Below are 20,304 nucleotides of genomic sequence, written 5' to 3' on the forward strand. Positions count from 1 at the left end.
TCGCCTGCTATGAAAAGGACGGATGAAAACGGCCGCCGCCGTCTTCACGACGGCGGCGGCGCATTCAGTGGAAGCGGACGGGCACTCAGGCCGGCACGCCGACCGTTTCCTTCAGCACTTCCTCGAGGATCACGAGCGCTTCGTCGAACACGGCTTGCGGGATCGTCAGCGGGAACAGGAAGCGCACGACGTTCGAGTACACGCCGCACACGAGCAGCAGCAGGCCGCGCTCGAGCGCACGCGTCTGCACGCGCTTCGTGAATTCGGCATCCGGCTCGCCCGAACCCGGCTTCAGGAATTCGACCGCGATCATCGCGCCCGGGCCGCGCACGTCGGCGATCTGCGGCACGTCGGCCTGCAGCGCGTTCAGCTTCGCCTTCAGCACGTCGCCGAACTGCGTCGCGCGCTCGCACAGCTTCTCTTCGTCGATGATCTCGAGCACCGCGTGCGCCGATGCGACGGCCAGCGGGTTGCCCGCGTAGGTGCCGCCGAGGCCGCCGGGAGCCGCTGCGTCCATCACGTCCGCACGACCGACGACGCCCGACAGCGGCATGCCGCCCGCGAGGCTCTTCGCCATCGTGATCAGGTCGGCCAGCACGTCGTAGTGCTGCATCGCGAACAGCTTGCCGGTACGCGCGAAGCCCGTCTGCACTTCGTCGGCGATCAGCAGGATGCCGTGTTCGTTACAGATCTTGCGCAGCGCGCGCACGAATTCGGCCGGCGCCGGGTTGAAGCCGCCTTCGCCCTGGACCGGTTCGAAGATGATCGCGGCGACGCGCTTCGGATCGATGTCGGCCTTGAACAGCATCTCGATCGCCTTGATCGAGTCGGCCGTCGTCACGCCGTGCACGGCGTTCGGGTACGGCGCGTGGAACACGTCGCCCGGGAACGGGCCGAAGTTCAGCTTGTACGGCGCGACCTTGCCGGTCAGCGCCATGCCCATCATCGTGCGGCCGTGGAAGCCGCCCGAGAACGCGATCACGCCCGGACGGCCGGTGGCCGCACGCGCGATCTTGATCGCGTTCTCGACGGCTTCGGCGCCGGTCGTGAAGAACGCGGTCTTCTTCGGGAAGTCGCCCGGCGCGCGCTCGTTGATCTTCTCGGCCAGCTCGACGTACGACGCGTACGGGACGATCTGGTAGGCGGTGTGCGTGAAGTGGTTCAGCTGATCGGCGATCGCCTTGACGATCTTCGGGTGGCGGTGGCCCGTGTTCAGCACCGCGATGCCGGCGGCGAAATCGATGAAGCGGCGGCCTTCGACGTCCCACAGCTCCGCGTTCTCGGCGCGGGCTGCGTAGAAATCGCACATCACGCCGACGCCGCGCGGGGTGGCGGCGTTCTTGCGGGCCTGCAGGTCGGCATTCTTCACGGTCATCTCCTTGATGTTCTGTCCGGTGGGTAGGAAATCGGGCGCCTGGGCAGCCCATGGAGGCGACTATAATCACATTTGGCTCTGGCAATCAGAGCCATTTCAATAAATATTCAGGAGCCAATCATGCGCGCAAGCGTGTTGTCGGACTGGCTGGCGCAGCGCCTCGTGCGCGGCGGCGAACAGCCGATCTACCGGCAGCTGCATCGCCTGCTGCAACAGGCGATCCTGTCGCGCGAACTGCCGGCCGGCACGCGCGTGCCGTCGTCGCGGCTGCTGGCCGCCGAGCTCGGGATCGCGCGCAACACGGTCACGCAGGTTTACGAACAGCTTGCGCTTGAAGGCTATGTGAACTCGGCGACGGGCCGCGGCACCTTCGTCGCCGACAGCGCGCCGGACGAGATCGTCGGCGCGCCGTCCGACGCGGCGGCCGGCCCGGCCGTCGCGACGCCGTCCGCGCGGCGGCTGTCCGCGCGCGGCACGCGGCTCGTCGAAGGCGCCGGCGTGTCGAAGCGCCAGGGCGGCGCGTTCATGCCGGGCGTGCCCGATGTGTCGCGCTTTCCGGCGCGCGTGTGGACGCGGCTGCACAACAAGTACTGGCGCCGTCTGCGTCCGGACCTGCTGACCTACGCGCCCGGCGGCGGGCTCGCGCTGCTGCGCGAGGCGCTGGCCGACTACCTGCGCACGTCGCGCTCGGTGCGCTGCATGCCCGAGCAGATCGTGATCACGACCGGCATCCACCAGTCGATCGACCTCGCGGTGCGCCTGCTGACCGACCCGGGCGACGCGATCTGGACCGAAGATCCGTGCTACTGGGGCGTGCGCAGCGTGCTCAACGTGTCGGGGCTGACCACGCGGCCGATTCCGGTCGACGACGAAGGCATCGCGCCGTCGGCGGCCGATCTGGCCGAGCCGCCGAAGCTGATGCTCGTCACGCCGTCGCACCAGTATCCGCTCGGGATGGTGATGAGCCTTGCGCGGCGGCGGATGCTGCTCGAATACGCGCGCCAGCACGGCTGCTGGATCATCGAGGACGACTACGACAGCGAATTCCGCTATGGGAGCCGGCCGCTCGCGTCGCTGCAGGGCCTCGACACGGCCGGGCAGGTGATCTACGTCGGCAGTTTCGGCAAGACGCTGTTTCCGGGGCTGCGGGTCGGTTATCTGGTCGCGCCGGAGCCGCTCGCGGAGAGTTTCGCGACCGCGAGCGCCGAGCTGTATCGCGAAGGGCAGTTGCTGCAGCAGGCGGTGCTCGCCGAATTCATCGCGGAAGGGCATTTCGTGTCGCATATCCGCAAGATGCGCACGCTGTACGGGCAACGCCGCGAGGTGCTGCTCGACGCGGTCGCGCGTCGCTACGGCGATACGCTGCACGCGCTCGGCAGCGACGCGGGGCTGCATCTGGTCACGCAATTGCCCGATGGCGTCGACGATCGCGCGGTCGCGCAGGCGGCGCTCGAGCGCAACATCGTCGTGCGGCCGCTGTCCGGGTATTACGCGGATCGCTCGCGCGCTGCATCGGGATTGCTGCTCGGCTATGCGTGCGTGCCGGAAGACGAGATCGCGACCGCGTTCGCGACGCTTGCCGCGGCGATCGACGAGCGGGCGTTCGGCGGGGCCGTTGCGCTGGCTTGACGGGTGAGCACAAGCGATATCGACGCGTTGCGATTCCGTCAAAGGCCGGTCGAAGCGCGATTCTCTCCGCAACGTGGAGTGCGTATCGGGCGCGCTCGCGCCGAATTGTCGATAATAGAACGTTGTTATTCACTGGATGCCGACGATGACCGAAGCCACCCAAGCCCAGCCTGCCGTTCCGCGCCTCACGAGCCTGTCGCACGGGGGCGGCTGCGGCTGCAAGATCGCGCCGGGCGTGCTGTCCGAGCTGCTCAAGCGCGCGACGCCGCCCGCGCTGTTCCCCGATCTGTTGGTCGGCACCGAGACGTCCGACGACGCGGCCGTCTACCGGCTCAACGACGAGCAGGCGATCGTCGCCACCACCGATTTCTTCATGCCGATCGTCGACGATCCGTTCGACTTCGGCCGTATCGCGGCCACCAATGCGCTGTCCGACGTCTATGCGATGGGCGGCAAGCCAATTCTCGCGCTCGCGCTGGTCGGCATGCCGATCAACGTACTGCCGCACGAGACGATCGCGGCCGTGCTGCGCGGCGGCGAATCGGTGTGCGCGGAGGCCGGCATTCCGGTCGCCGGCGGCCATTCGATCGATTCGGTCGAGCCGATCTACGGGCTCGCGGCGATCGGCGTCGTGCATCCGTCGCGCGTGAAGCGCAACGCGGCCGCGCGCGCGGGCGACGTGCTCGTGCTCGGCAAGCCGCTCGGCGTCGGCGTGCTGTCGGCCGCGCTGAAGAAGAACCAGCTCGATGCCGACGGTTACGCGCAAATGGTCGCGACTACAACGAAGCTCAACCGGCCGGGCGCCGAACTCGCCGCGTTGCCGGGCGTGCATGCGCTGACCGACGTCACCGGCTTCGGGCTGCTCGGCCATACGCTCGAACTGGCGCGCGGCGCGCAGCTCACCGCCCGCGTGCACTACGCGTCGCTGCCGTGGCTCGCGGGCGTCGAGACGTTCGTTGCCGACGGCGTGTTCACCGGCGCGTCGGGCCGCAACTGGGCCGCGTATGGCACGGACGTGCGGCTCGCCGACGGGCTGCCGCCCGTCGCGCAGGCGCTGCTGACCGATCCGCAGACGTCGGGCGGGCTGCTGGTCGCGTGCGCACCCCAGGCCGTCGACGACGTGCTCGCCTGCTTCCGCGCCGACGGTTTCGACCGCGCGGCCGTGATCGGCGAGATGGTGGACGGGCCGTCGCGCGTCGACGTCGCTTGACGCGGTTTTTCTCACGCTGGCGTGCCGTCGGTCGATAGAATCGATGCCTTCCGTTGAAGGTATCGACGACCGATGAACGACTTCCTGTTCGGGCTGATGATCGCGCTGTCGGTCGGGCCCGTCGCACTGATGATCGCGAACTACGGCATGCGCGCCGGCACCGCGACCGGCGTGCGCGCGGCAATCGGCGTGGCCGCTGCCGACGGCTGCTATGCGGTCGTCGCGTTCACGGTCGGCGCGATGCTCGCGGGCACGCTGGCGTCGCATCTGTCGCTGTTCCGCATCATCGGTGCGCTCGTGCTGCTCGCGATGGGCGCACGGATGCTGTGGCGGGGGCTGCGTGACCGGCGCCGCGCGCTCGACGGCGACGTACCGACGCCGCCGGGCGATCGCCCGTTCCTGTCGATGTTCTTCGTCACGCTCGCGAACCCACTGACCATCCTGCTGTTCTACGGCTATGCGACCGCTGCCGCCGGTGCGCACCGGCACTGGCTGCTCGGCGCCGCGTGCGTGTTTGCGGGCAGCCTCGCGGGGCAGCTCGTGTTCGCGGTCGGCGGCAGTGCGATCGGGCGCTTCGTGAAATCGCCGGGGTGGCTCGCGGCGAGCCACGTGGTCGCCGCACTCGTCGTGCTCGGTTATGGCGTCGCGGGGTTGATGCGCGTGTAGTGCGGCGAGAAACGGCCGACGTCGCGCGTGGCGAAGAACCCGATAGCATTCCTGATGTTTGAAAGGCCGCGGCGAACGTACGATTTTCGATCACGCAACATGCGTTCGTTCGCACGAAACACCACCCGTCGTTTCGTAGTCGGGTTCCGCATCGCGCACGCCCGTTCTATACTCCCTCGCGCAGTCTCCGACAGCCGTTCTCACCCAACACCATCGAAACAAGGAACGCCGATGCTGACTCGCTCCATTCTTTCCGCCGCTGCATTCTCGCTCGCCGCCTGTGCGACCGCGCCATCGATCGCGCAGGACAATCAGGGCAACGACGCAGGCAACGCCGCATTCGTCGAGACCGGCTCGCATGGCCGCCCGGTCAAGGTCATGATCATCACGATGTTCGGCCCGGAAGGCCAGGCATGGCTCGACCGGCTCGGCCCGTGGCGCGACATCGCCGTGCCCGGCCTGTCGCCCGACTATCCGGCCGTCCACTGCAACAAGCAGGACGTATGCGTGGTGACGACCGGCATGGGCTATGCGAATGCGTCGGCGACGATCATGGCGCTCACGTTCTCGCAACGCTTCGATCTGCGCCGCACGTATTTCCTGGTCTCGGGCATCGCGGGCGTCGACCCTGCACAGGGCACGGTCGGATCGGCCGCGTGGTCGAAATACCTCGTCGATTTCAGTCTGCAGTGGGAGCTCGATGCGCGCGAGATTCCGGCCGGGTGGAACACCGGCTTCCTCGGCATCAACACGAAGAGCCCGAGCGACAAGCCGCCGCTCGACTATCGCACCGAAGTGTTCCAGCTCAACCCGCAGTTGACCGATGCCGCGTATGCGTTGTCGCGCAACGTCGTGCTCGCCGACAGCGCACAGGCGCAGGCCGCGCGCGCGAAGTTCACGTATGCGCCGGCGAACCGGCCGCCGACGGTGATCCAGTGCGACACGTCATCGGGCAACACGTGGTTCTCGGGCACGCTGATCGGCGAGCGCGCGCGCCAGTGGACCAAGATCCTGACGGACGGCAAGGGCACCTACTGCATGACCGCGCAGGAAGACAACGCGACGTTCGAAGCGCTCAAGCGCGCGGCGAGCGTGAAGCGGGTCGACCTGTCGCGCGTCGCCGTGCTGCGTACCGGGTCCGACTTCGACCGGCCGTATGCGGGGCAGACGAGCGCCGACAACTTGCTGAACTACGCGGACCAGGGCGGCTTCGCGCCGGCGACCGAAAACCTGTACCGCGCGGGCAATCCGCTGGTGCAGGACATCGTCACGCACTGGGGCGAATGGCGTGATGGGGTGCCGCGTCGTTGAGCTGATTTGATCCGATGGGACGGTGCAGACTGATGCACTGTCCCGTCGGCCAAATGGGCCGGATGGTCTCCGGCGGCGCGGGATGCGACTGCGCCGCCGGCGATGAGCAAAGGTCGGTGGCTGCTACGGAGTGGACCTGTCCGGTCTCTCGATCCTGATTTCGATTTTCGTGTATTCGGGACCCAATAATTGCGCGCGCCCGGTTTGACCGCGTTCGTCGGTCATGCCCGAATATCGGGCGGCGCTCGTGCTGATCCGATAGCAGGTCCGTGCCAGCGGCCGCTTTTGATCATCCAGAAGCGTCAGCGGATTATCGTTCGTCCGTTCGGTCCAGCGCGTGGTGGTCACGACGCGGGTGCGCGCAGGGGCAGGATCGTCGCTGCACGTCAGACGGTCGGCATCTGGAGGCGGTCCGGGCGTGGCAGGTGTTATCGCGTGGCTGGCGACTCCTTCCAGCCCTGGCGTGTTGCAAAGTTGCTGACATCCGGCCGGCGGACATTTCGGAACGAATTGCACCCAGATTTGCTTCGCGCTGTCGGCGTCGAGCTCGCCGTCCTTGCGAGTGAAGATGCGTTCTTGTACGTAGACATCGTCCGGTGCCATGCCGAGTCCGACGAGAAAGGATTTCATTTGTTCGCCACGTTGCTTGGCCAATTGAGCCGGCCTGTGCTCCCATTCGTATGCAAGCGCATCGATCGTGGCCATCGCGCCTTCCTGTGTCCACTCTCGCGCCGTCAGATAGTGCCTGACGAGGCTGAGCCTCGCGCTGTTGCTTATCTCGGTCGAGTTCAACGGCAACTGCATGCTGTCGGTGAGCAGGACTTTGCACGCGTTTGCTTGCACCGGGCCAAGCAAAAGGGCAATCAGCAACGAGAAGAAGGTACGCTTCATGGATTCGGCCTGGTTAGCGAGCAAGAATGAACCACGCAATGCTGTCCGCATTGCCTAATGCATCGTTGGGGCGGTGTTTGGCGAAATGCAGGCATGCGGTCCGCCCATACGCACCCGAATGGTCGACCGCGTTGAACGTGTCCTCGAAGTGTGTGCACTCGTGCACGATCGTCAGTTGCTGTGAGGACAGGTTTCCCGCCGATCGCTCCGGGAGTGAACAGAACGGGAGACTGATGGCGATGGTATGGGTCGACGTATCGGGGCGGCATACATGAGCGACTTCCGCATCGAGATTTTTCATATTGGGTAGACAGCCGGTGGCGCGGTCGGCGTCTGATCCTGTACGGACGAAGTTGCTGGCGTCCAGCCTTGCCATGACGTCAGCCAGGGCGTTGAGTCCGTTTATCAGCGTGCGTTGGGTTTCGATGTCGGATATGCCGAACCAGTCGATGACGCGTGCTTCGGTGGCGGGGCTCCATCGAGCCAGTTCCCGGATTCGTTGCCGCGTGATGGCGACAGCCTCGTCTCGCAATTCGAGCATCCGCTTTCTGAACATCGAATCCGTCATGTTCGGGCATATCGGTGGGCCGTCGAGCGATAGCGGTATTGAAACGACGGAATCGCGGATCGTGTTGGCCGATACGGTCGCGATCCGGATCCATTCTTCATCGTTCGTTGCGTCGGGATCATTCAAAGGCATGGGCTCTCCTGACAGGGAAAGAACGTACATCGCGGCGTTGCGCGCCGGAATGCAAGCGTATTCATCCGGCAACAATATCGAGATGGAGTTGTCCGTGGCTGGCGAGGCTGACACGCCGCGTGCGGCCGTCCATATCGGTCGTCCCCGTGATGATGGAGTCGGGGTCGACATCGGATGTGATCCGATAGCGGACGTGCTCCAACGGATGCCCGGTTGACTGGTCGATCAGCTGAAACTGCTCGTCGTACGTTGCGCGGGTTGCCGGCGCTTCGTGCGGCGGGAGGGGAGTCGAGTTGCGGCCGGAGTGTCGCTCGAGGAAGATACCCGAGTCGCTTCCGGCCATCACTCGGTTGTTGCCGCAAGGACACGACACGGAATCGCCATCGACGACGGCGTTGCGACCGCCCTCGGATATTCCCTTTCCCGTTCCGACAATGCTGAAATGACCTTCGCAAATGCCGCATGACGCGCGGTCTTCGCTGAGCGCGATATGTTTGCCGTGGTCGAACATCGTCGACGAGTGTGCGATGACGAGCCCTCGCGTCGTGGTCGGGTCGCCGTCGCGCACGACGGCCTTGCGTTGCGTTGTGCTGTCCGTTTCACGGGTACGAGTCGACGTAGTCATATGAGTCTCCATTCGGGTATGGCCAGAGCGCTCATGCTAAGGACTCGGCGCCAGCGAATAATTCGCGGAAATGCGAACGACGCGGCTCTGATTATTGGAAAGTGTGAACGAGAAGGATGGCGATTAGGCGTGGTTTCGACGCAGAGGCGAACCTGCGCGTGCAGCGCGACATGACGTGAAGGCGATCAGCACCGCTGTGGGCGACGGCCGACATGGTATGCAGCAATGGAGCCTGTTCGCGAGATTCGCTGGTCAGGTAAACCTGCGTTCGTCAAGCGTTTGGCCAAATGGCGGCGCATCTGGATTTCCGGATCGTGGCTGTCCAATGTTATCGATTGTGTCGACGCGGCACCTTTTTGCGCTGCGATGGCAGCGCGCTCGCCCGGTATCGACAATAGCCGTCCCGTGTATCCGTCGAATGCGCGAGCGACTCCAGAGGCACCTTCTTCGCACCGGCGACCGAAAACCTGTACCGCGCGGGCAATCCGCTGGTGCAGGACATCGTCACGCACTGGGGAGAATGGCGCGACGGCGTGCCGCGCCGTTGACAGCCGGACGACGGCTCAGCGGCCCGTCAATGCGATTGCGGGGCCGAGCGGAACGGCGTCCACACCGGCGTGGTGTCGTCCCAGTGATCGAGCGGCGAAGGAAGTTGATCGTTCATCATGTGCTCCTGTAACTCACTGATTCAGCAAAGTCGTCGATAAGGTCGTTCGAGACGCCGCGCACGGGGCAACCCGCTGCGCGGCGTCGCGCGTTTACCGGCCCCCGCCGGCGAGCTGGTTGCCTTCCGGCATCGGGCGATACGGGCCTTGGGCGAGTTCGAGCCCTTGCGGATACGAGGTCGCCTTGCGCAGGTACGCGAGCGTGCCGTCCTTGCGTGCCTGCTCGACTTCCGCGCTGACTTCGGCGCGCGTACGCGGGCCGTTGTGTTGCGAGTACCACGACGTGTTGGCGTAGTCGCCGGCGTGCGGGGTGCCCGAGTCGGCAAAGGCCGGTGCGGACACGGCAAGTGTGAGAGCGAGGGCCGAGAGAAGATGGCGGCGGTTCATGGCGTAACTCCTAGAGATGTCGGAGCTGGCGCCCGAGCGCTGACTCCGGTCCCGCCAGGCGGGATCTGTTCGATGCGCAACGAGGTGCGCGACAGGGTTTACTCTAGGTGTCCGTTCCGTCGCGATAAATGCGGCAGACGCGAATTGAATTGTCGCTGTACAGGAACAATTGGAATCCGCACACGCAGTGAGGACATGCGCGCAGCCTTGCCCGGCGGCGCCGACAGCGAGATACGGCAGGTCCGCCGGAACGCGCCGCGACGATCGGCGCGTGTTCAGCAACAGTCCATTGCGTACGGTGTCAGGATGCCGCGGCGCGCGCCGTTCATCGCGCATCGTGTCGACGGGAACGGCCGGCTGCGGTACGCGATGATGGGACGGCGAATCAGATCGCTTCGAGCCGGTAGCCCAGCGTATAGACCGCGCTGAGGCGCACGCCGTTCGACGGCTGCAGCGCGAGCTTCATCCGCAGCCGATAGATGTGCGTGTCGAGGCTGCGCGACACGCCAGCCATGTCGCGGCCCCAGAGCGAGCGAATCAGCGCGTCGCGCGGCATGATCCGCCCGGGATTGCGAAACAGCAGCACGGCGAGATCGAATTCCCGCGGCGTCAGCTTGACCGGCGCGCCATGCAGCAGCACGGTTCGCGTTCGCGTGTCGATCAGATAGCCGCCGAGCCTGAGCGTGTCGTGCCGGCCGGCGCCGCCGTGATACGCGCGCCTGAGCAGCGCGTTGGCGCGCGCCAGCAGCTCGAACTGATTGATCGGCTTGACCATGTAGTCGTCGGCGCCCGCGTTGATCGCGGAGAAGACTTCATCGTCGCGCGCGCGTTGGGTCAGGAACAGGATCGGCAGACGGCCCCCAATGCGCTCGCGTGTCCATTGGAGCACTTCGAATCCGGACATGCCGGGCACCCGCCAGTCGAGAATCAGCAGATCGACCACCGAACTCTCCAGATGGCGAATCGCCTGATTTCCGTTGCTGACTGCATGCACGCGATAGCCTGCCGTTTCCAGTGTCGACGTGATCAACTCCACATAGGCGGGATCGTCCTCGAGATAGAGAACGTTCATGTTACGTACTCCTTCGATGTTGATCGTAACGATCGGGCCGTGTCGAGCGTCCAGGCGGGAAAGGGAGATCCGGCTCACGCACGCGACGATCGGCAGCACGTAATTTGCCGCGATGTTCGTCTCGATGTGTCGGAAAAATTGTCAACGATTTTGAACGTGTGGAATTCATTAAGTTAGTGGTATTAATCATTTTTTTTGGTTTGTGAAAGGGCCGCGAGGTTGGGTCTCTTTGTTGACAAAGGTTGTCAATGTCCGTGAATGGCTCGATTACGCTTGGTCGTGCCGGTAGCAGGCCGGCGCACGACAGGAATGAGCGATCCAGGGGGCGCGCATGTTGATTTACAAGTCGTTTGTGGAAAAGAAGGCGCTGCTCGAGGCCCAGCTGGAGCGGGAGCGTCTTGCCATTGCAGCGACGGTATTGACCGAAGTGCGACGTTGCATCGAAGAGTTCGGTTTCACGCCGCAGGAGATTTTTTCGGACAACGGCGGTACGCCCGGAAGAAAGCGTCGCGCGAAATACTTCAATCCGGAGACCGGACAGACGTGGTCCGGCGTCGGCCGTGAACCGGCTTGGATACGCGGTCAGGATCGAAGCCGGTTCGCGATCGATGCGCCGCCTGTCGATTCGAATCAACCTGAGTACTCCTGATCTCGTATGAATGATGAATCGGCATGTGGGTTCCGGCGGTGCGGTAACGCTGATGTTTCCCCGTGCGTCCCGCCCGCCTCGCAGGCCGGTCACCGACAGCGCGATCGCCGGTCGGTGGGTTGACTTGCTATGGCCCGATTACCATCATGAATGGGACCGGTTTCCAATACAAATATATTACATCTGTAGTGTGACATTTCGTGGAACTGACCAAGGTCCTGCCGGCAAGCGGGCGGGATACGGGTCGGTAGCGAGGAGAAATGCGTATGAACAATGGAACGGCCGGTCGGCATCAACCGGGGCTGGCACCCGCACCCGTGTGCGTGGGTATCGGCGTGGCGCACGAGACGCTCGAGATATGTATTTCGTCGCTGAGCGTGATTTTCGGCTACCGGAACGAGACGTTCGGCATCGAGTCGCTGGCCGATGGGATCCTCGCGTGGGCGCCGGCGCTCATCGTGCTGGAGTCGGCCGGCGGGGCCGAGCATGAAGTGGCGTGTGCGCTTCAGGCGCTGCGATTGCCGCTCGCCATCGTCAAGCCGCATCAGGCGCGGGACTGGCTCCCGGATTCGGTGACGCTACCGCTCGACGGAAAAGGGGCGCGGGCACGCCTGCTGGCGGCGCTCGCCGATGCGCTGAACCGGCATCCGTCGGGCGGGCGCCTCGTCGAGCCGCTGTCCGATCCGCAACTGGGGCACGTGCAGGCGCTGGTTCAGCGCCGACGTCAACTGGCGCGCATGCAGATCGCGGAATATCAACTGCTGACGTTGTGTCACGGGAGCGTGCGCAACGGCATCGTGCAGACGATCGCGTTCCTGAAACACCAGATCGCGGTGGTCGATCGCCATTGCGCGCGGCATGTGAACACGCAGCGCGACGCGTTCGCGCGGTTGCTGGCGCACGAGGTGCGACCCGGCCGCGTCGCGCGTCACGTGCAGGTGGGCGCGTTCATCCGCAACTGGCGGGCGAAGTGACGCGGCGGTGCGCCGCGTTCAGGCAACCCACTCGTTGATGACCGGCGTATCGAGCACCGGCGCGCGTTCGGCTTCCTCGAACGTCCGCTTGCTGCACGTCGCGTCGAGGCTGCCCTTGCCGCTCAGCAGCGGGCAGCGGTCGAACACTTCGGCAATCCAGTCGACGAACACGCGCACCTTCGGCGACAGATGGCGGCTGTGCGGATACACGACCGAGATCGGCATCGGCAGCGGCTTGACGCCGGGCAGCACTTCCTTGAGCCGGCCTTCGCGCAGGTGCGGCAGCACCATGAACAGCGGCGGCTGGATCAGCCCGAAGCCCTCGATTCCGCACGTCACGTACGCGTCGGCGTCGTTCACCGACACGATGCCCTCCATCTTCATCTCGACTTCCTTGCCGTCGATCAGGAACGTCCAGTCGATCGTGCGGCCCGTGCGGCTCGAGAAGTAGTTGACGGCCTTGTGCTGGCTGAGGTCGTCGATCGTCTGCGGCTCGCCGTGGTGCTCGAGATAGTCGGGCGACGCGACCGTCACGCATTCGAACAGGCCGACGCGGCGCGCAACGAGCGACGAGTCCTGCAGCGCGCCGACGCGGATCACGCAGTCGACGCCTTCCTGCAGCAGGTCGACCGGCCGGTCGGACAGGCCGAGTTGCAGGTCGATGTCCGGATAGCGCGTATGGAATTCGCACAGCGACGGAATCACGAGCAGCCGCCCGATCGAGCCCGGCATGTCGATACGCAACTTTCCGTGCGGCTTCCGGTTGTTGGCCTGGAAGCTTGCTTCGGTTTCCTCGACGTCCGCGAGGATTCGCACGCATCGTTCGTAGTACGCGGCGCCGTCCGGCGTGAGCGACAGCCGGCGCGTGGTCCGGTGCATCAGCCGCACGCCGAGGAAGGCTTCGAGATTCTGGATGATCGTCGTGACGGACGCCCGCGGCAAGCCGAGCGTTTCTGCTGCCTTGGTGAAGCTGCTTGTATCGACGACGCGAGTAAACACCTGCATGGCCTGAAGCCGGTCCATCACAACCTCCGCAATTTAATTTGCCGCCGGAACAAGAAGGCTGCGCTACCTCGTGGGTAAACGCAGCCTCGGATTGTTCGGGGGCGTTGAATTGTGTTGCCGGATTATAGGCATTTATCCCAATGTCTGCCGGACTCAGAATTCGTTCCATCTCGAAATGGACGCTGCATCGTCATGGACGCTTCTGAATTCAGCAAATTCCTGAAAGCCGCGCTGCCCGCTCAAGCCATAGCGGGCGCGGCGCTGACGGTTGCCGAAGTGGAAATTCCCGGCTACGCGCAGGACATCGTGCTGCGCCTCTACCGCCGTCCGGACAAGACCGGGCTGCCGGTAGTGCTTTATTTCCACGGCGGCGGCTTCGTCCGCGGTTCGCTCGAAGACGCGGATTTCGCCGCGCGCTTTTTAGCAGAACGCTTACCAGCTCTCGTAGTGTCGGTCGATTATTCGCTCGCGCCGGCCTTTCCTTTTCCGGCCGCGCCGGAGGATGCGTATCGCGCCGCCGTGTGGGCCGCGACGCGCGCCCGCGCGTTCGGCGGCAACCCGAAAAAGATCGGCGTGGCCGGGCACGACGCGGGCGGCCAGCTCGCGAACTGCCTGGCCTTCATCGCCCGCGACCGCGGCGAAGTGTCGATCGCTGCGCAGGCGCTGTTCGGGCCGATGCTCGATCCGAGCATGACGCGCATCGGCGACGCCGAGCGCCTCGCGTCCGACATCACCGCGCGCGAATGCGCGGCCTGTTATCGCGCATATCTGCCGCAGGCGGCGCAGCGCATGCACCCGTACGCGGCGCCGATCGAGTCGGTGCGCCTCGCGGGGCTGCCGCCGACGCTCGTCGTCACCGCGCAGAACGACGTGCTGCACGTCGAGGCGGAGAAATATGCGGGCTGCCTGATCTCGTCGGGCGTGCTCACGCAGGTGATCCGCTATCCGGACATCACGCACGCCGCGCTCGCCACGCACGAAGCCGCATTCGAGGAAGCCGTGCGCTTCTTTCAGTGCCGCTTCCAGGCGCGCCAGCCGAACCGTTCCGAATAACCAGAACCAATCCACGCTTACCGGAGATCCACATGGCCATCCTACGCACCTCCCGCTCCCGAATCGCGACCGCGGCGATCGTCACGCTCGCCGTCGTCGGCCTCGGCACGTTCGGCGCGATGCGCGTGAACGCGAACGCCCCCGAGAAAGCGGCGGCGCCGCTGCCCGAAGTCGACGTCGCGACCGTCGTGCCGCAGACCGTCACCGACTGGCAAAGCTATTCGGGCCGCCTCGAGGCGGTCGAGAAAGTCGACGTGCGCCCGCAGGTGTCGGGCACGATCGTCGCGGTGAACTTCAAGGACGGCGCGCTCGTGAAGAAGGGCGACGTGCTGTTCGTGATCGACCCGCGCCCGTACCAGGCGGAAGTCGATCGCGCCGCCGCGCAGCTCGCGGCCGCGCAGGCGCGCAACGGCTATGCGCAGACCGACTGGCAGCGCGCGCAGCGGCTGATCGGCGACAACGCGATCGCGAAGCGCGACTACGACGAGAAGCAGAACGCGGCGCGCGAAGCGAACGCGAACCTGAAGGCCGCCGAAGCCGCGCTGGAAACGGCGCGCATCAACCTCGGCTATACGCGCATCACGGCGCCGGTATCGGGCCGCGTGTCGCGCGCGGAAATCACGCTCGGCAACGTCGTATCGGCCGGCGCATCGGCCGCGCCGCTGACGACGCTGGTGTCGGTGTCGCCGATCTACGCGTCGTTCGACGCGGACGAGCAGACCTATCTGCAATACATCAACGGCGCGCGCAGCGGCCGCAAGGTGCCGGTCGAGCTCGGCCTCGCGAACGAAACCGGCTACTCGCGCAGCGGCGAGATCGATTCGGTCGACAACCGGCTCGACACGTCGTCCGGCACGATCCGCGTGCGCGCACGCTTCGACAACGCGGACGGCACGCTCGTCCCGGGCCTCTACGCACGCGTGAAGGTGGGCGGCAGCGCGCCGCACGAGGCGCTGCTCGTCGACGACGCGGCGATCAACACCGACCAGGACAAGAAGTTCGTGTTCGTCGTCGATCAGCAGGGCCGCGTGTCGTACCGCGAAGTGCAGCCGGGGATGCAGCACGGCAACCGGCGCGTGATCGTGAGCGGCCTTGCCGCCGGCGATCGCGTGGTCGTGAACGGCACGCAGCGCGTGCGCCCCGGCGCGCAGGTGAAGCCGCACATGGTCCCGATGACGGGCGGCGACGAGCCGTCCGCGCCGCTCGCGGATAACGCGAAGCCGGCCGCACCGGCGAAGGCGGATTCGTAAGCGGCGCGCCGCTTCGCATCCGCGTTCAACCAGACAGAGCAACCCATGAACATTTCCAAATTCTTTATCGACCGGCCGATCTTCGCAGGAGTCCTATCGGTGATCATCCTGCTCGGCGGGGTGATCGCGATGTTCCTGCTGCCGATTTCGGAATATCCGGAAGTCGTGCCGCCTTCCGTGATCGTGAAGGCGCAGTACCCGGGCGCGAACCCGAAAGTGATCGCCGAGACGGTCGCGTCGCCGCTGGAAGAACAGATCAACGGCGTCGAGGACATGCTCTACATGCAGTCGCAGGCGAACAGCGACGGCAACATGACGATCACCGTCACGTTCAAGCTCGGCACCGATCCGGACAAGGCCACGCAGCTCGTGCAGAACCGCGTGAACCAGGCGCTGCCGCGTTTGCCGGAAGACGTGCAGCGGCTCGGCATCACGACGGTGAAGAGTTCGCCGACGCTGACGATGGTGGTCCACCTGATCTCGCCGGACAACCGCTACGACATGACCTACCTGCGCAACTACGCGCTGATCAACGTGAAGGATCGCCTGTCGCGGATCCAGGGCGTCGGCCAGGTGCAGCTGTGGGGGTCGGGCGACTACGCGATGCGCGTGTGGCTCGATCCGCAGAAGGTCGCGCAGCGTGGGCTGTCGGCCGAGGACGTCGTGCAGTCGATCCGCGAGCAGAACGTGCAGGTCGCGGCCGGCGTGATCGGCGCATCGCCGTCGCTGCCCGGCACGCCGCTGCAGCTGTCGGTGAACGCGCGCGGCCGTCTGCAGACGGAAGACGAATTCGGCGACATCGTCGTGAAGACGACGCCGGACGGCGGCGTCACGCACCTGCGCGACATCGCGCGGATCGGGCTCGACGCATCCGAATACGGATTGCGCTCGCTGCTCGACAACAAGCCGGCCGTCGCGATGGCGATCAACCAGTCGCCAGGCGCGAACTCGCTGCAGATTTCGGACGAAGTACGCAAGACGATGGCCGAGCTGAAGCAGGACATGCCGGCGGGCGTCGACTACAAGATCGTCTATGACCCGACGCAGTTCGTGCGCTCGTCGATCAAAGCCGTCGTGCACACGCTGCTCGAAGCGATCGCGCTGGTCGTGATCGTCGTGATCGTGTTCCTGCAGACCTGGCGCGCGTCGCTGATTCCGCTGATCGCGGTGCCGGTGTCGATCATCGGCACGTTCTCGCTGCTGCTCGCGTTCGGGTATTCGATCAACGCGTTGTCGCTGTTCGGGATGGTGCTCGCGATCGGGATCGTGGTCGACGATGCGATCGTCGTCGTCGAGAACGTCGAGCGCAACATCGAAGGCGGGATGAACGCGCGGCAGGCGACCTACAAGGCGATGCAGGAAGTGAGCGGGCCGATCATCGCGATCGCGCTGACGTTGGTCGCCGTGTTCGTGCCGCTCGCGTTCATGTCGGGCCTGACCGGCCAGTTCTACAAGCAGTTCGCGATGACCATCGCGATCTCGACGGTGATCTCGGCGTTCAACTCGCTGACGCTGTCGCCGGCGCTGTCCGCGATCCTGCTGAAGGGACACGGCGACAAGGAGGACTGGCTCACGCGCGTGATGAACCGCGTGCTCGGCGGCTTCTTCCGCGGCTTCAACAAGGTGTTCCATCGCGGCGCGGAGAACTACGGCCGCGGCGTGCGCGGCGTGCTGTCGCGCAAGACGCTGATGCTCGGCGTGTACCTCGTGCTGGTGGGCGCGACCGTGCTCGTGTCGAAGGTCGTGCCGGGCGGCTTCGTGCCCGCGCAGGACAAGGAATACCTGATCGCGTTCGCGCAACTGCCGAACGGTGCATCGCTCGACCGCACCGAGAAGGTGATCCGCGACATGGGCTCGATCGCGCTGAAGCAGCCGGGCGTCGAGAGCGCGGTCGCGTTCCCGGGATTGTCGGTGAACGGCTTCACGAACAGCTCGAGCGCGGGCATCGTGTTCGTCACGCTGAAGCCGTTCTCGGAACGGCACGGCAAGGCGCTGTCGGCCGGCGCGATCGCCGGGGCGCTGAACCAGAAGTACAGCGCGATGAAGGATTCGTTCGTCGCGGTGTTCCCGCCGCCGCCGGTGCTCGGCCTCGGTACGCTCGGCGGGTTCAAGATGCAGATCGAGGATCGCGGCGCGGTCGGTTACGCGAAGCTGTCGGATGCGACCAACGACTTCATCAAGCGCGCGCAGCAGGCGCCCGAACTTGGCCCGCTGTTCACGAGCTACCAGATCAACGTGCCGCAGCTCAACGTCGATCTCGACCGCGTGAAGGCGAAGCAGCTCGGCGTGCCGGTGACCGACGTGTTCAACACGATGCAGGTGTATCTCGGTTCGCTGTACGTGAACGACTTCAACCGCTTCGGTCGCGTGTACCAGGTGCGTGTGCAGGCCGATGCGCCGTTCCGCCAGCGCGCGGACGACATCCTGCAACTGAAGACGCGCAACGACAAGGGCGAGATGGTGCCGCTGTCGTCGCTCGTCACGGTGACGCCGACGTTCGGCCCGGAAATGGTCGTGCGCTACAACGGCTACACGGCGGCCGACATCAACGGCGGCCCGGCGCCCGGCTTCTCGTCGGGGCAGGCACAGGCCGCGGTCGAGCGCATCGCGCACGAGACGCTGCCGCGCGGCGTGCGGTTCGAATGGACCGACCTCACGTACCAGCAGATCCTCGCGGGCGATTCGGCGATGTATGTGTTCCCGATCAGCGTGCTGCTCGTGTTCCTCGTGCTCGCCGCGCTGTATGAAAGCCTGACGCTGCCGCTCGCGGTGATCCTGATCGTGCCGATGAGCATTCTGTCGGCGCTGACGGGCGTGTGGCTCACGCAGGGCGACAACAACATCTTCACGCAGATCGGCCTGATGGTGCTGGTGGGGCTGTCCGCGAAGAACGCGATCCTGATCGTCGAATTCGCGCGCGAGCTCGAACACGACGGCAGGACGCCGCTCGAGGCCGCGATCGAGGCGAGCCGGCTGCGGCTGCGCCCGATCCTGATGACGTCGATCGCCTTCATCATGGGCGTGGTGCCGCTCGTCACGTCGACCGGCGCCGGTTCGGAAATGCGCCATGCGATGGGTGTCGCGGTGTTCTTCGGGATGCTCGGCGTGACGCTGTTCGGGCTGATGCTGACGCCGGTGTTCTACGTCGTGCTGCGTACGCTCGCGGGCGGCAAGATCCACGTCGCCGGCAAGGATTCGACGGGATACGGCGTGCCGGCGCCCGATGCTTGAGGACCAGAAAATGAATAACTTGCACAACACGAACGGCCTGATGCGCTTCGCGAAGGTGGCGGCCGCGAGCACCCTGCTCGCGACGCTGCTCGCCGCGTGCGCGGTGGGCCCCGACTACAAGCGTCCGGACGCGGCGGCGCCGGCCGCGTTCAAGGAAGCGCCGACCCTCGCCGCGGGCGAGCAGGCCGGCACGTGGAAGACGGCCGAGCCGTCGGACAACGAACATCGCGGCGAATGGTGGAAGGTGTTCGGCGACCCGGTGCTCGATTCGCTCGAGACGCAGGCGCTCGCCGCGAACCAGAACCTGAAGGCCGCGGCCGCGCGGGTCGAGGAAGCGCGTGCGGCGACCCGTTCCGCGCGCTCGCAATGGTTCCCGCAGGTCGGCGCCGGGTTCGGGCCGACGCGCGAAGGGCTGTCGTCGGCGTCGCAGTTCCAGCCGCAGGGCACCGGCCCGACCAACGCGACGCTGTGGCGCGCGCAGGGCACGGTGTCGTACGAAGCCGACCTGTTCGGCCGCGTCGGCCGCAACGTCGAGGCGTCGCGCGCCGACCAGGCGCAGAGCGAAGCACTGTTCCGCTCGGTGCAGCTCGCGCTGCAGGCCGACGTCGCGCAGAACTACTTCGAACTGCGCCAGCTCGATTCCGATCAGGATCTGTACCGCCGCACGGTGGAGTTGCGCGAGCAAGCGCTGAAGCTCGTGCAGCGTCGCTTCAACGAAGGCGACATCAGCGAGCTCGACGTGTCGCGCGCGAAGAACGAGTTGGCGAGTGCGCAGGCCGATGCGGTCGGCGTCGCGCGTCGGCGTGCCGCGTCCGAGCATGCGCTGGCCATTCTGCTCGGCAAGGCGCCGGCGGATTTCGCGTTCAAGGAAACGCCGATCGTGCCGGTCGCGGTGAAGATTCCGCCGGGCCTGCCGTCCGCGCTGCTCGAACGGCGTCCGGACGTGTCGGCGGCCGAGCGCGCGATGGCGGCCGCGAACGCGCGGATCGGGCTCGCGAAGTCGGCGTACTTCCCGAAGCTCGATATCACCGGGGCGTTCGGGTATGAAGCATCGACGCTCGGCAACCTGTTCCTGTGGTCGAGCCGCACGTTCCTGCTCGGGCCGTTCGCCGGCACCGCGCTGACGTTGCCGCTGTTCGACGGCGGACGGCGGGCTGCCGGTGTGCAGCAGGCGCGCGCGCAGTACGACGAGCAGGTCGCGAACTACCGGCAGCAGGTGCTCGTCGCGTTCCGCGAGGTCGAGGACAATCTTGCGGACCTGCGTCTGCTCGACGACCAGATTCGCGCGCAGGATGCGGCGGTCAATGCGTCGCGCCGTGCGGCGACGTTGTCGCGGACGCAGTATCAGGAAGGCGAAGTGGCCTATCTCGACGTGATCGACAGCGAGCGGTCGGTGCTGCAGTCGCAATTGCAGGCGAACCAGCTGACCGGCGCGCAGGCCGTATCGACGGTCAACCTGATCCGGGCGCTGGGCGGCGGGTGGGGGCCGGCGCCGGCTGCGGTTGGCGACGCGGCGACCGGCAAGGCGGAGGTGGCTGCGCGCTGAGCGTGAGCGGCGGGCGATTCGGGCAATTCGTTGCCCGGCCGTCGGCCGCGAATCGAAGAACCCCG

At 65.8% G+C, this 20,304-nt stretch carries 17 protein-coding genes; 10 read left to right on the forward strand and 7 right to left on the reverse strand.

All coding sequences use genetic code 11. From position 1 onward, the window contains the following. Positions 1-85 precede the first annotated feature (85 nt). On the reverse strand, positions 86-1,369 hold the full coding sequence (locus J8I35_RS09520; protein ID WP_209925102.1) for a 4-aminobutyrate--2-oxoglutarate transaminase: 1,284 nt from the start codon (positions 1,367-1,369) through the stop codon (positions 86-88). A gap of 126 nt (positions 1,370-1,495) precedes the next feature. Between J8I35_RS09520 and J8I35_RS09525 the strand changes: the two genes are divergently transcribed. From J8I35_RS09525 to J8I35_RS09540, 4 genes are all read left to right on the forward strand, one after another. Then, a complete protein-coding gene (locus J8I35_RS09525; RefSeq protein WP_209925104.1) occupies positions 1,496-3,004 on the forward strand; it encodes a PLP-dependent aminotransferase family protein in 1,509 nt (502 codons plus the stop codon). 145 nt (positions 3,005-3,149) lie between these two features. Beyond that, positions 3,150-4,214 carry a selenide, water dikinase SelD gene (selD, locus tag J8I35_RS09530; RefSeq protein WP_124555310.1) on the forward strand — a complete coding sequence of 355 codons (1,065 nt, stop codon included), beginning with the start codon at positions 3,150-3,152 and terminating at the stop codon, positions 4,212-4,214. Positions 4,215-4,286: 72 nt separating this feature from the next. After that, a complete protein-coding gene (locus J8I35_RS09535) occupies positions 4,287-4,880 on the forward strand; it encodes a LysE family transporter (protein WP_209925105.1) in 594 nt (197 codons plus the stop codon). 231 nt (positions 4,881-5,111) lie between these two features. Next, the gene (locus J8I35_RS09540; protein ID WP_209925113.1) at positions 5,112-6,191 is read left to right on the forward strand and encodes a purine nucleoside permease; all 1,080 of its coding nucleotides are present in this window, start codon (positions 5,112-5,114) and stop codon (positions 6,189-6,191) included. Between the two features lie 123 nt (positions 6,192-6,314). On the opposite strand, the gene J8I35_RS09545 is transcribed toward J8I35_RS09540, so the two are convergent. The 5 genes from J8I35_RS09545 to J8I35_RS09570 all read right to left on the reverse strand — a co-directional run bounded on the left by J8I35_RS09545 (position 6,315) and on the right by J8I35_RS09570 (position 10,531). Further along, a complete protein-coding gene (locus J8I35_RS09545; protein ID WP_209925115.1) occupies positions 6,315-7,082 on the reverse strand; it encodes a hypothetical protein in 768 nt (255 codons plus the stop codon). A 13-nt stretch (positions 7,083-7,095) separates the two neighbouring features. After that, entirely contained in the window at positions 7,096-7,782 is a 687-nt protein-coding gene (locus tag J8I35_RS09550; protein WP_209925118.1) for a M35 family metallo-endopeptidase, read from the reverse strand. Positions 7,783-7,843: 61 nt separating this feature from the next. Further along, positions 7,844-8,407, reverse strand: coding sequence for a PAAR domain-containing protein (locus tag J8I35_RS09555; protein ID WP_209925119.1), 564 nt, complete (start codon positions 8,405-8,407; stop codon positions 7,844-7,846). A 758-nt stretch (positions 8,408-9,165) separates the two neighbouring features. After that, positions 9,166-9,459 (reverse strand): DUF4148 domain-containing protein, encoded by a 294-nt coding sequence (locus J8I35_RS09565; protein ID WP_124595390.1) that lies wholly within the window; start codon positions 9,457-9,459, stop codon positions 9,166-9,168. 385 nt (positions 9,460-9,844) lie between these two features. Then, positions 9,845-10,531 carry a response regulator transcription factor gene (locus tag J8I35_RS09570; protein ID WP_209925122.1) on the reverse strand — a complete coding sequence of 229 codons (687 nt, stop codon included), beginning with the start codon at positions 10,529-10,531 and terminating at the stop codon, positions 9,845-9,847. 331 nt (positions 10,532-10,862) lie between these two features. Between J8I35_RS09570 and J8I35_RS09575 the strand changes: the two genes are divergently transcribed. Further along, the gene (locus tag J8I35_RS09575) at positions 10,863-11,180 is read left to right on the forward strand and encodes an H-NS histone family protein (protein WP_124631302.1); all 318 of its coding nucleotides are present in this window, start codon (positions 10,863-10,865) and stop codon (positions 11,178-11,180) included. 266 nt (positions 11,181-11,446) lie between these two features. Then, the gene (locus J8I35_RS09580) at positions 11,447-12,154 is read left to right on the forward strand and encodes a hypothetical protein (RefSeq protein ID WP_209925124.1); all 708 of its coding nucleotides are present in this window, start codon (positions 11,447-11,449) and stop codon (positions 12,152-12,154) included. An 18-nt stretch (positions 12,155-12,172) separates the two neighbouring features. On the opposite strand, the gene ceoR is transcribed toward J8I35_RS09580, so the two are convergent. Further along, the gene (gene ceoR, locus J8I35_RS09585) at positions 12,173-13,177 is read right to left on the reverse strand and encodes a putative multidrug efflux transcriptional regulator CeoR (RefSeq protein ID WP_089489807.1); all 1,005 of its coding nucleotides are present in this window, start codon (positions 13,175-13,177) and stop codon (positions 12,173-12,175) included. Between the two features lie 174 nt (positions 13,178-13,351). On the opposite strand from ceoR, the gene J8I35_RS09590 reads away from it, so the two are divergent. The 4 genes from J8I35_RS09590 to opcM are packed head-to-tail and all read left to right on the forward strand — an operon-like array spanning position 13,352 to position 20,239. Continuing rightward, on the forward strand, positions 13,352-14,212 hold the full coding sequence (locus J8I35_RS09590) for an alpha/beta hydrolase (RefSeq protein WP_050017334.1): 861 nt from the start codon (positions 13,352-13,354) through the stop codon (positions 14,210-14,212). 32 nt (positions 14,213-14,244) lie between these two features. Next, on the forward strand, positions 14,245-15,462 hold the full coding sequence (gene ceoA, locus J8I35_RS09595) for a multidrug efflux RND transporter periplasmic adaptor subunit CeoA (RefSeq protein ID WP_050017333.1): 1,218 nt from the start codon (positions 14,245-14,247) through the stop codon (positions 15,460-15,462). A 45-nt stretch (positions 15,463-15,507) separates the two neighbouring features. Beyond that, entirely contained in the window at positions 15,508-18,693 is a 3,186-nt protein-coding gene (ceoB, locus tag J8I35_RS09600; RefSeq protein ID WP_050017332.1) for a multidrug efflux RND transporter permease subunit CeoB, read from the forward strand. A 10-nt stretch (positions 18,694-18,703) separates the two neighbouring features. Beyond that, the gene (gene opcM, locus J8I35_RS09605) at positions 18,704-20,239 is read left to right on the forward strand and encodes a multidrug efflux transporter outer membrane subunit OpcM (RefSeq protein ID WP_209925126.1); all 1,536 of its coding nucleotides are present in this window, start codon (positions 18,704-18,706) and stop codon (positions 20,237-20,239) included. Positions 20,240-20,304: the final 65 nt, after the last annotated feature.

Origin of the sequence: Burkholderia sp. CpTa8-5 (assembly GCF_017815045.1) — a bacterium.
GTDB lineage: Bacteria > Pseudomonadota > Gammaproteobacteria > Burkholderiales > Burkholderiaceae > Burkholderia > Burkholderia sola.

Excerpts from the sequence above, each read along its gene's own strand:
- J8I35_RS09580 (WP_209925124.1), top strand. The coding sequence starts at position 11,447 with ATGAACAATGGAACGGCCGGTCGGCATCAACCGGGGCTGGCACCCGCA.
- J8I35_RS09535 (WP_209925105.1), top strand. The coding sequence starts at position 4,287 with ATGAACGACTTCCTGTTCGGGCTGATGATCGCGCTGTCGGTCGGGCCC.
- ceoB (WP_050017332.1), top strand. The coding sequence starts at position 15,508 with ATGAACATTTCCAAATTCTTTATCGACCGGCCGATCTTCGCAGGAGTC.
- J8I35_RS09525 (WP_209925104.1), top strand. The coding sequence starts at position 1,496 with ATGCGCGCAAGCGTGTTGTCGGACTGGCTGGCGCAGCGCCTCGTGCGC.
- ceoR (WP_089489807.1), bottom strand. The coding sequence starts at position 13,177 with ATGGACCGGCTTCAGGCCATGCAGGTGTTTACTCGCGTCGTCGATACA.
- opcM (WP_209925126.1), top strand. The coding sequence starts at position 18,704 with ATGAATAACTTGCACAACACGAACGGCCTGATGCGCTTCGCGAAGGTG.
- J8I35_RS09570 (WP_209925122.1), bottom strand. The coding sequence starts at position 10,531 with ATGAACGTTCTCTATCTCGAGGACGATCCCGCCTATGTGGAGTTGATC.
- J8I35_RS09545 (WP_209925115.1), bottom strand. The coding sequence starts at position 7,082 with ATGAAGCGTACCTTCTTCTCGTTGCTGATTGCCCTTTTGCTTGGCCCG.
- J8I35_RS09540 (WP_209925113.1), top strand. The coding sequence starts at position 5,112 with ATGCTGACTCGCTCCATTCTTTCCGCCGCTGCATTCTCGCTCGCCGCC.
- J8I35_RS09550 (WP_209925118.1), bottom strand. The coding sequence starts at position 7,782 with ATGCCTTTGAATGATCCCGACGCAACGAACGATGAAGAATGGATCCGG.
- J8I35_RS09575 (WP_124631302.1), top strand. The coding sequence starts at position 10,863 with ATGTTGATTTACAAGTCGTTTGTGGAAAAGAAGGCGCTGCTCGAGGCC.
- selD (WP_124555310.1), top strand. The coding sequence starts at position 3,150 with ATGACCGAAGCCACCCAAGCCCAGCCTGCCGTTCCGCGCCTCACGAGC.
- J8I35_RS09555 (WP_209925119.1), bottom strand. The coding sequence starts at position 8,407 with ATGACTACGTCGACTCGTACCCGTGAAACGGACAGCACAACGCAACGC.
- J8I35_RS09565 (WP_124595390.1), bottom strand. The coding sequence starts at position 9,459 with ATGAACCGCCGCCATCTTCTCTCGGCCCTCGCTCTCACACTTGCCGTG.
- ceoA (WP_050017333.1), top strand. The coding sequence starts at position 14,245 with ATGGCCATCCTACGCACCTCCCGCTCCCGAATCGCGACCGCGGCGATC.
- J8I35_RS09590 (WP_050017334.1), top strand. The coding sequence starts at position 13,352 with ATGGACGCTTCTGAATTCAGCAAATTCCTGAAAGCCGCGCTGCCCGCT.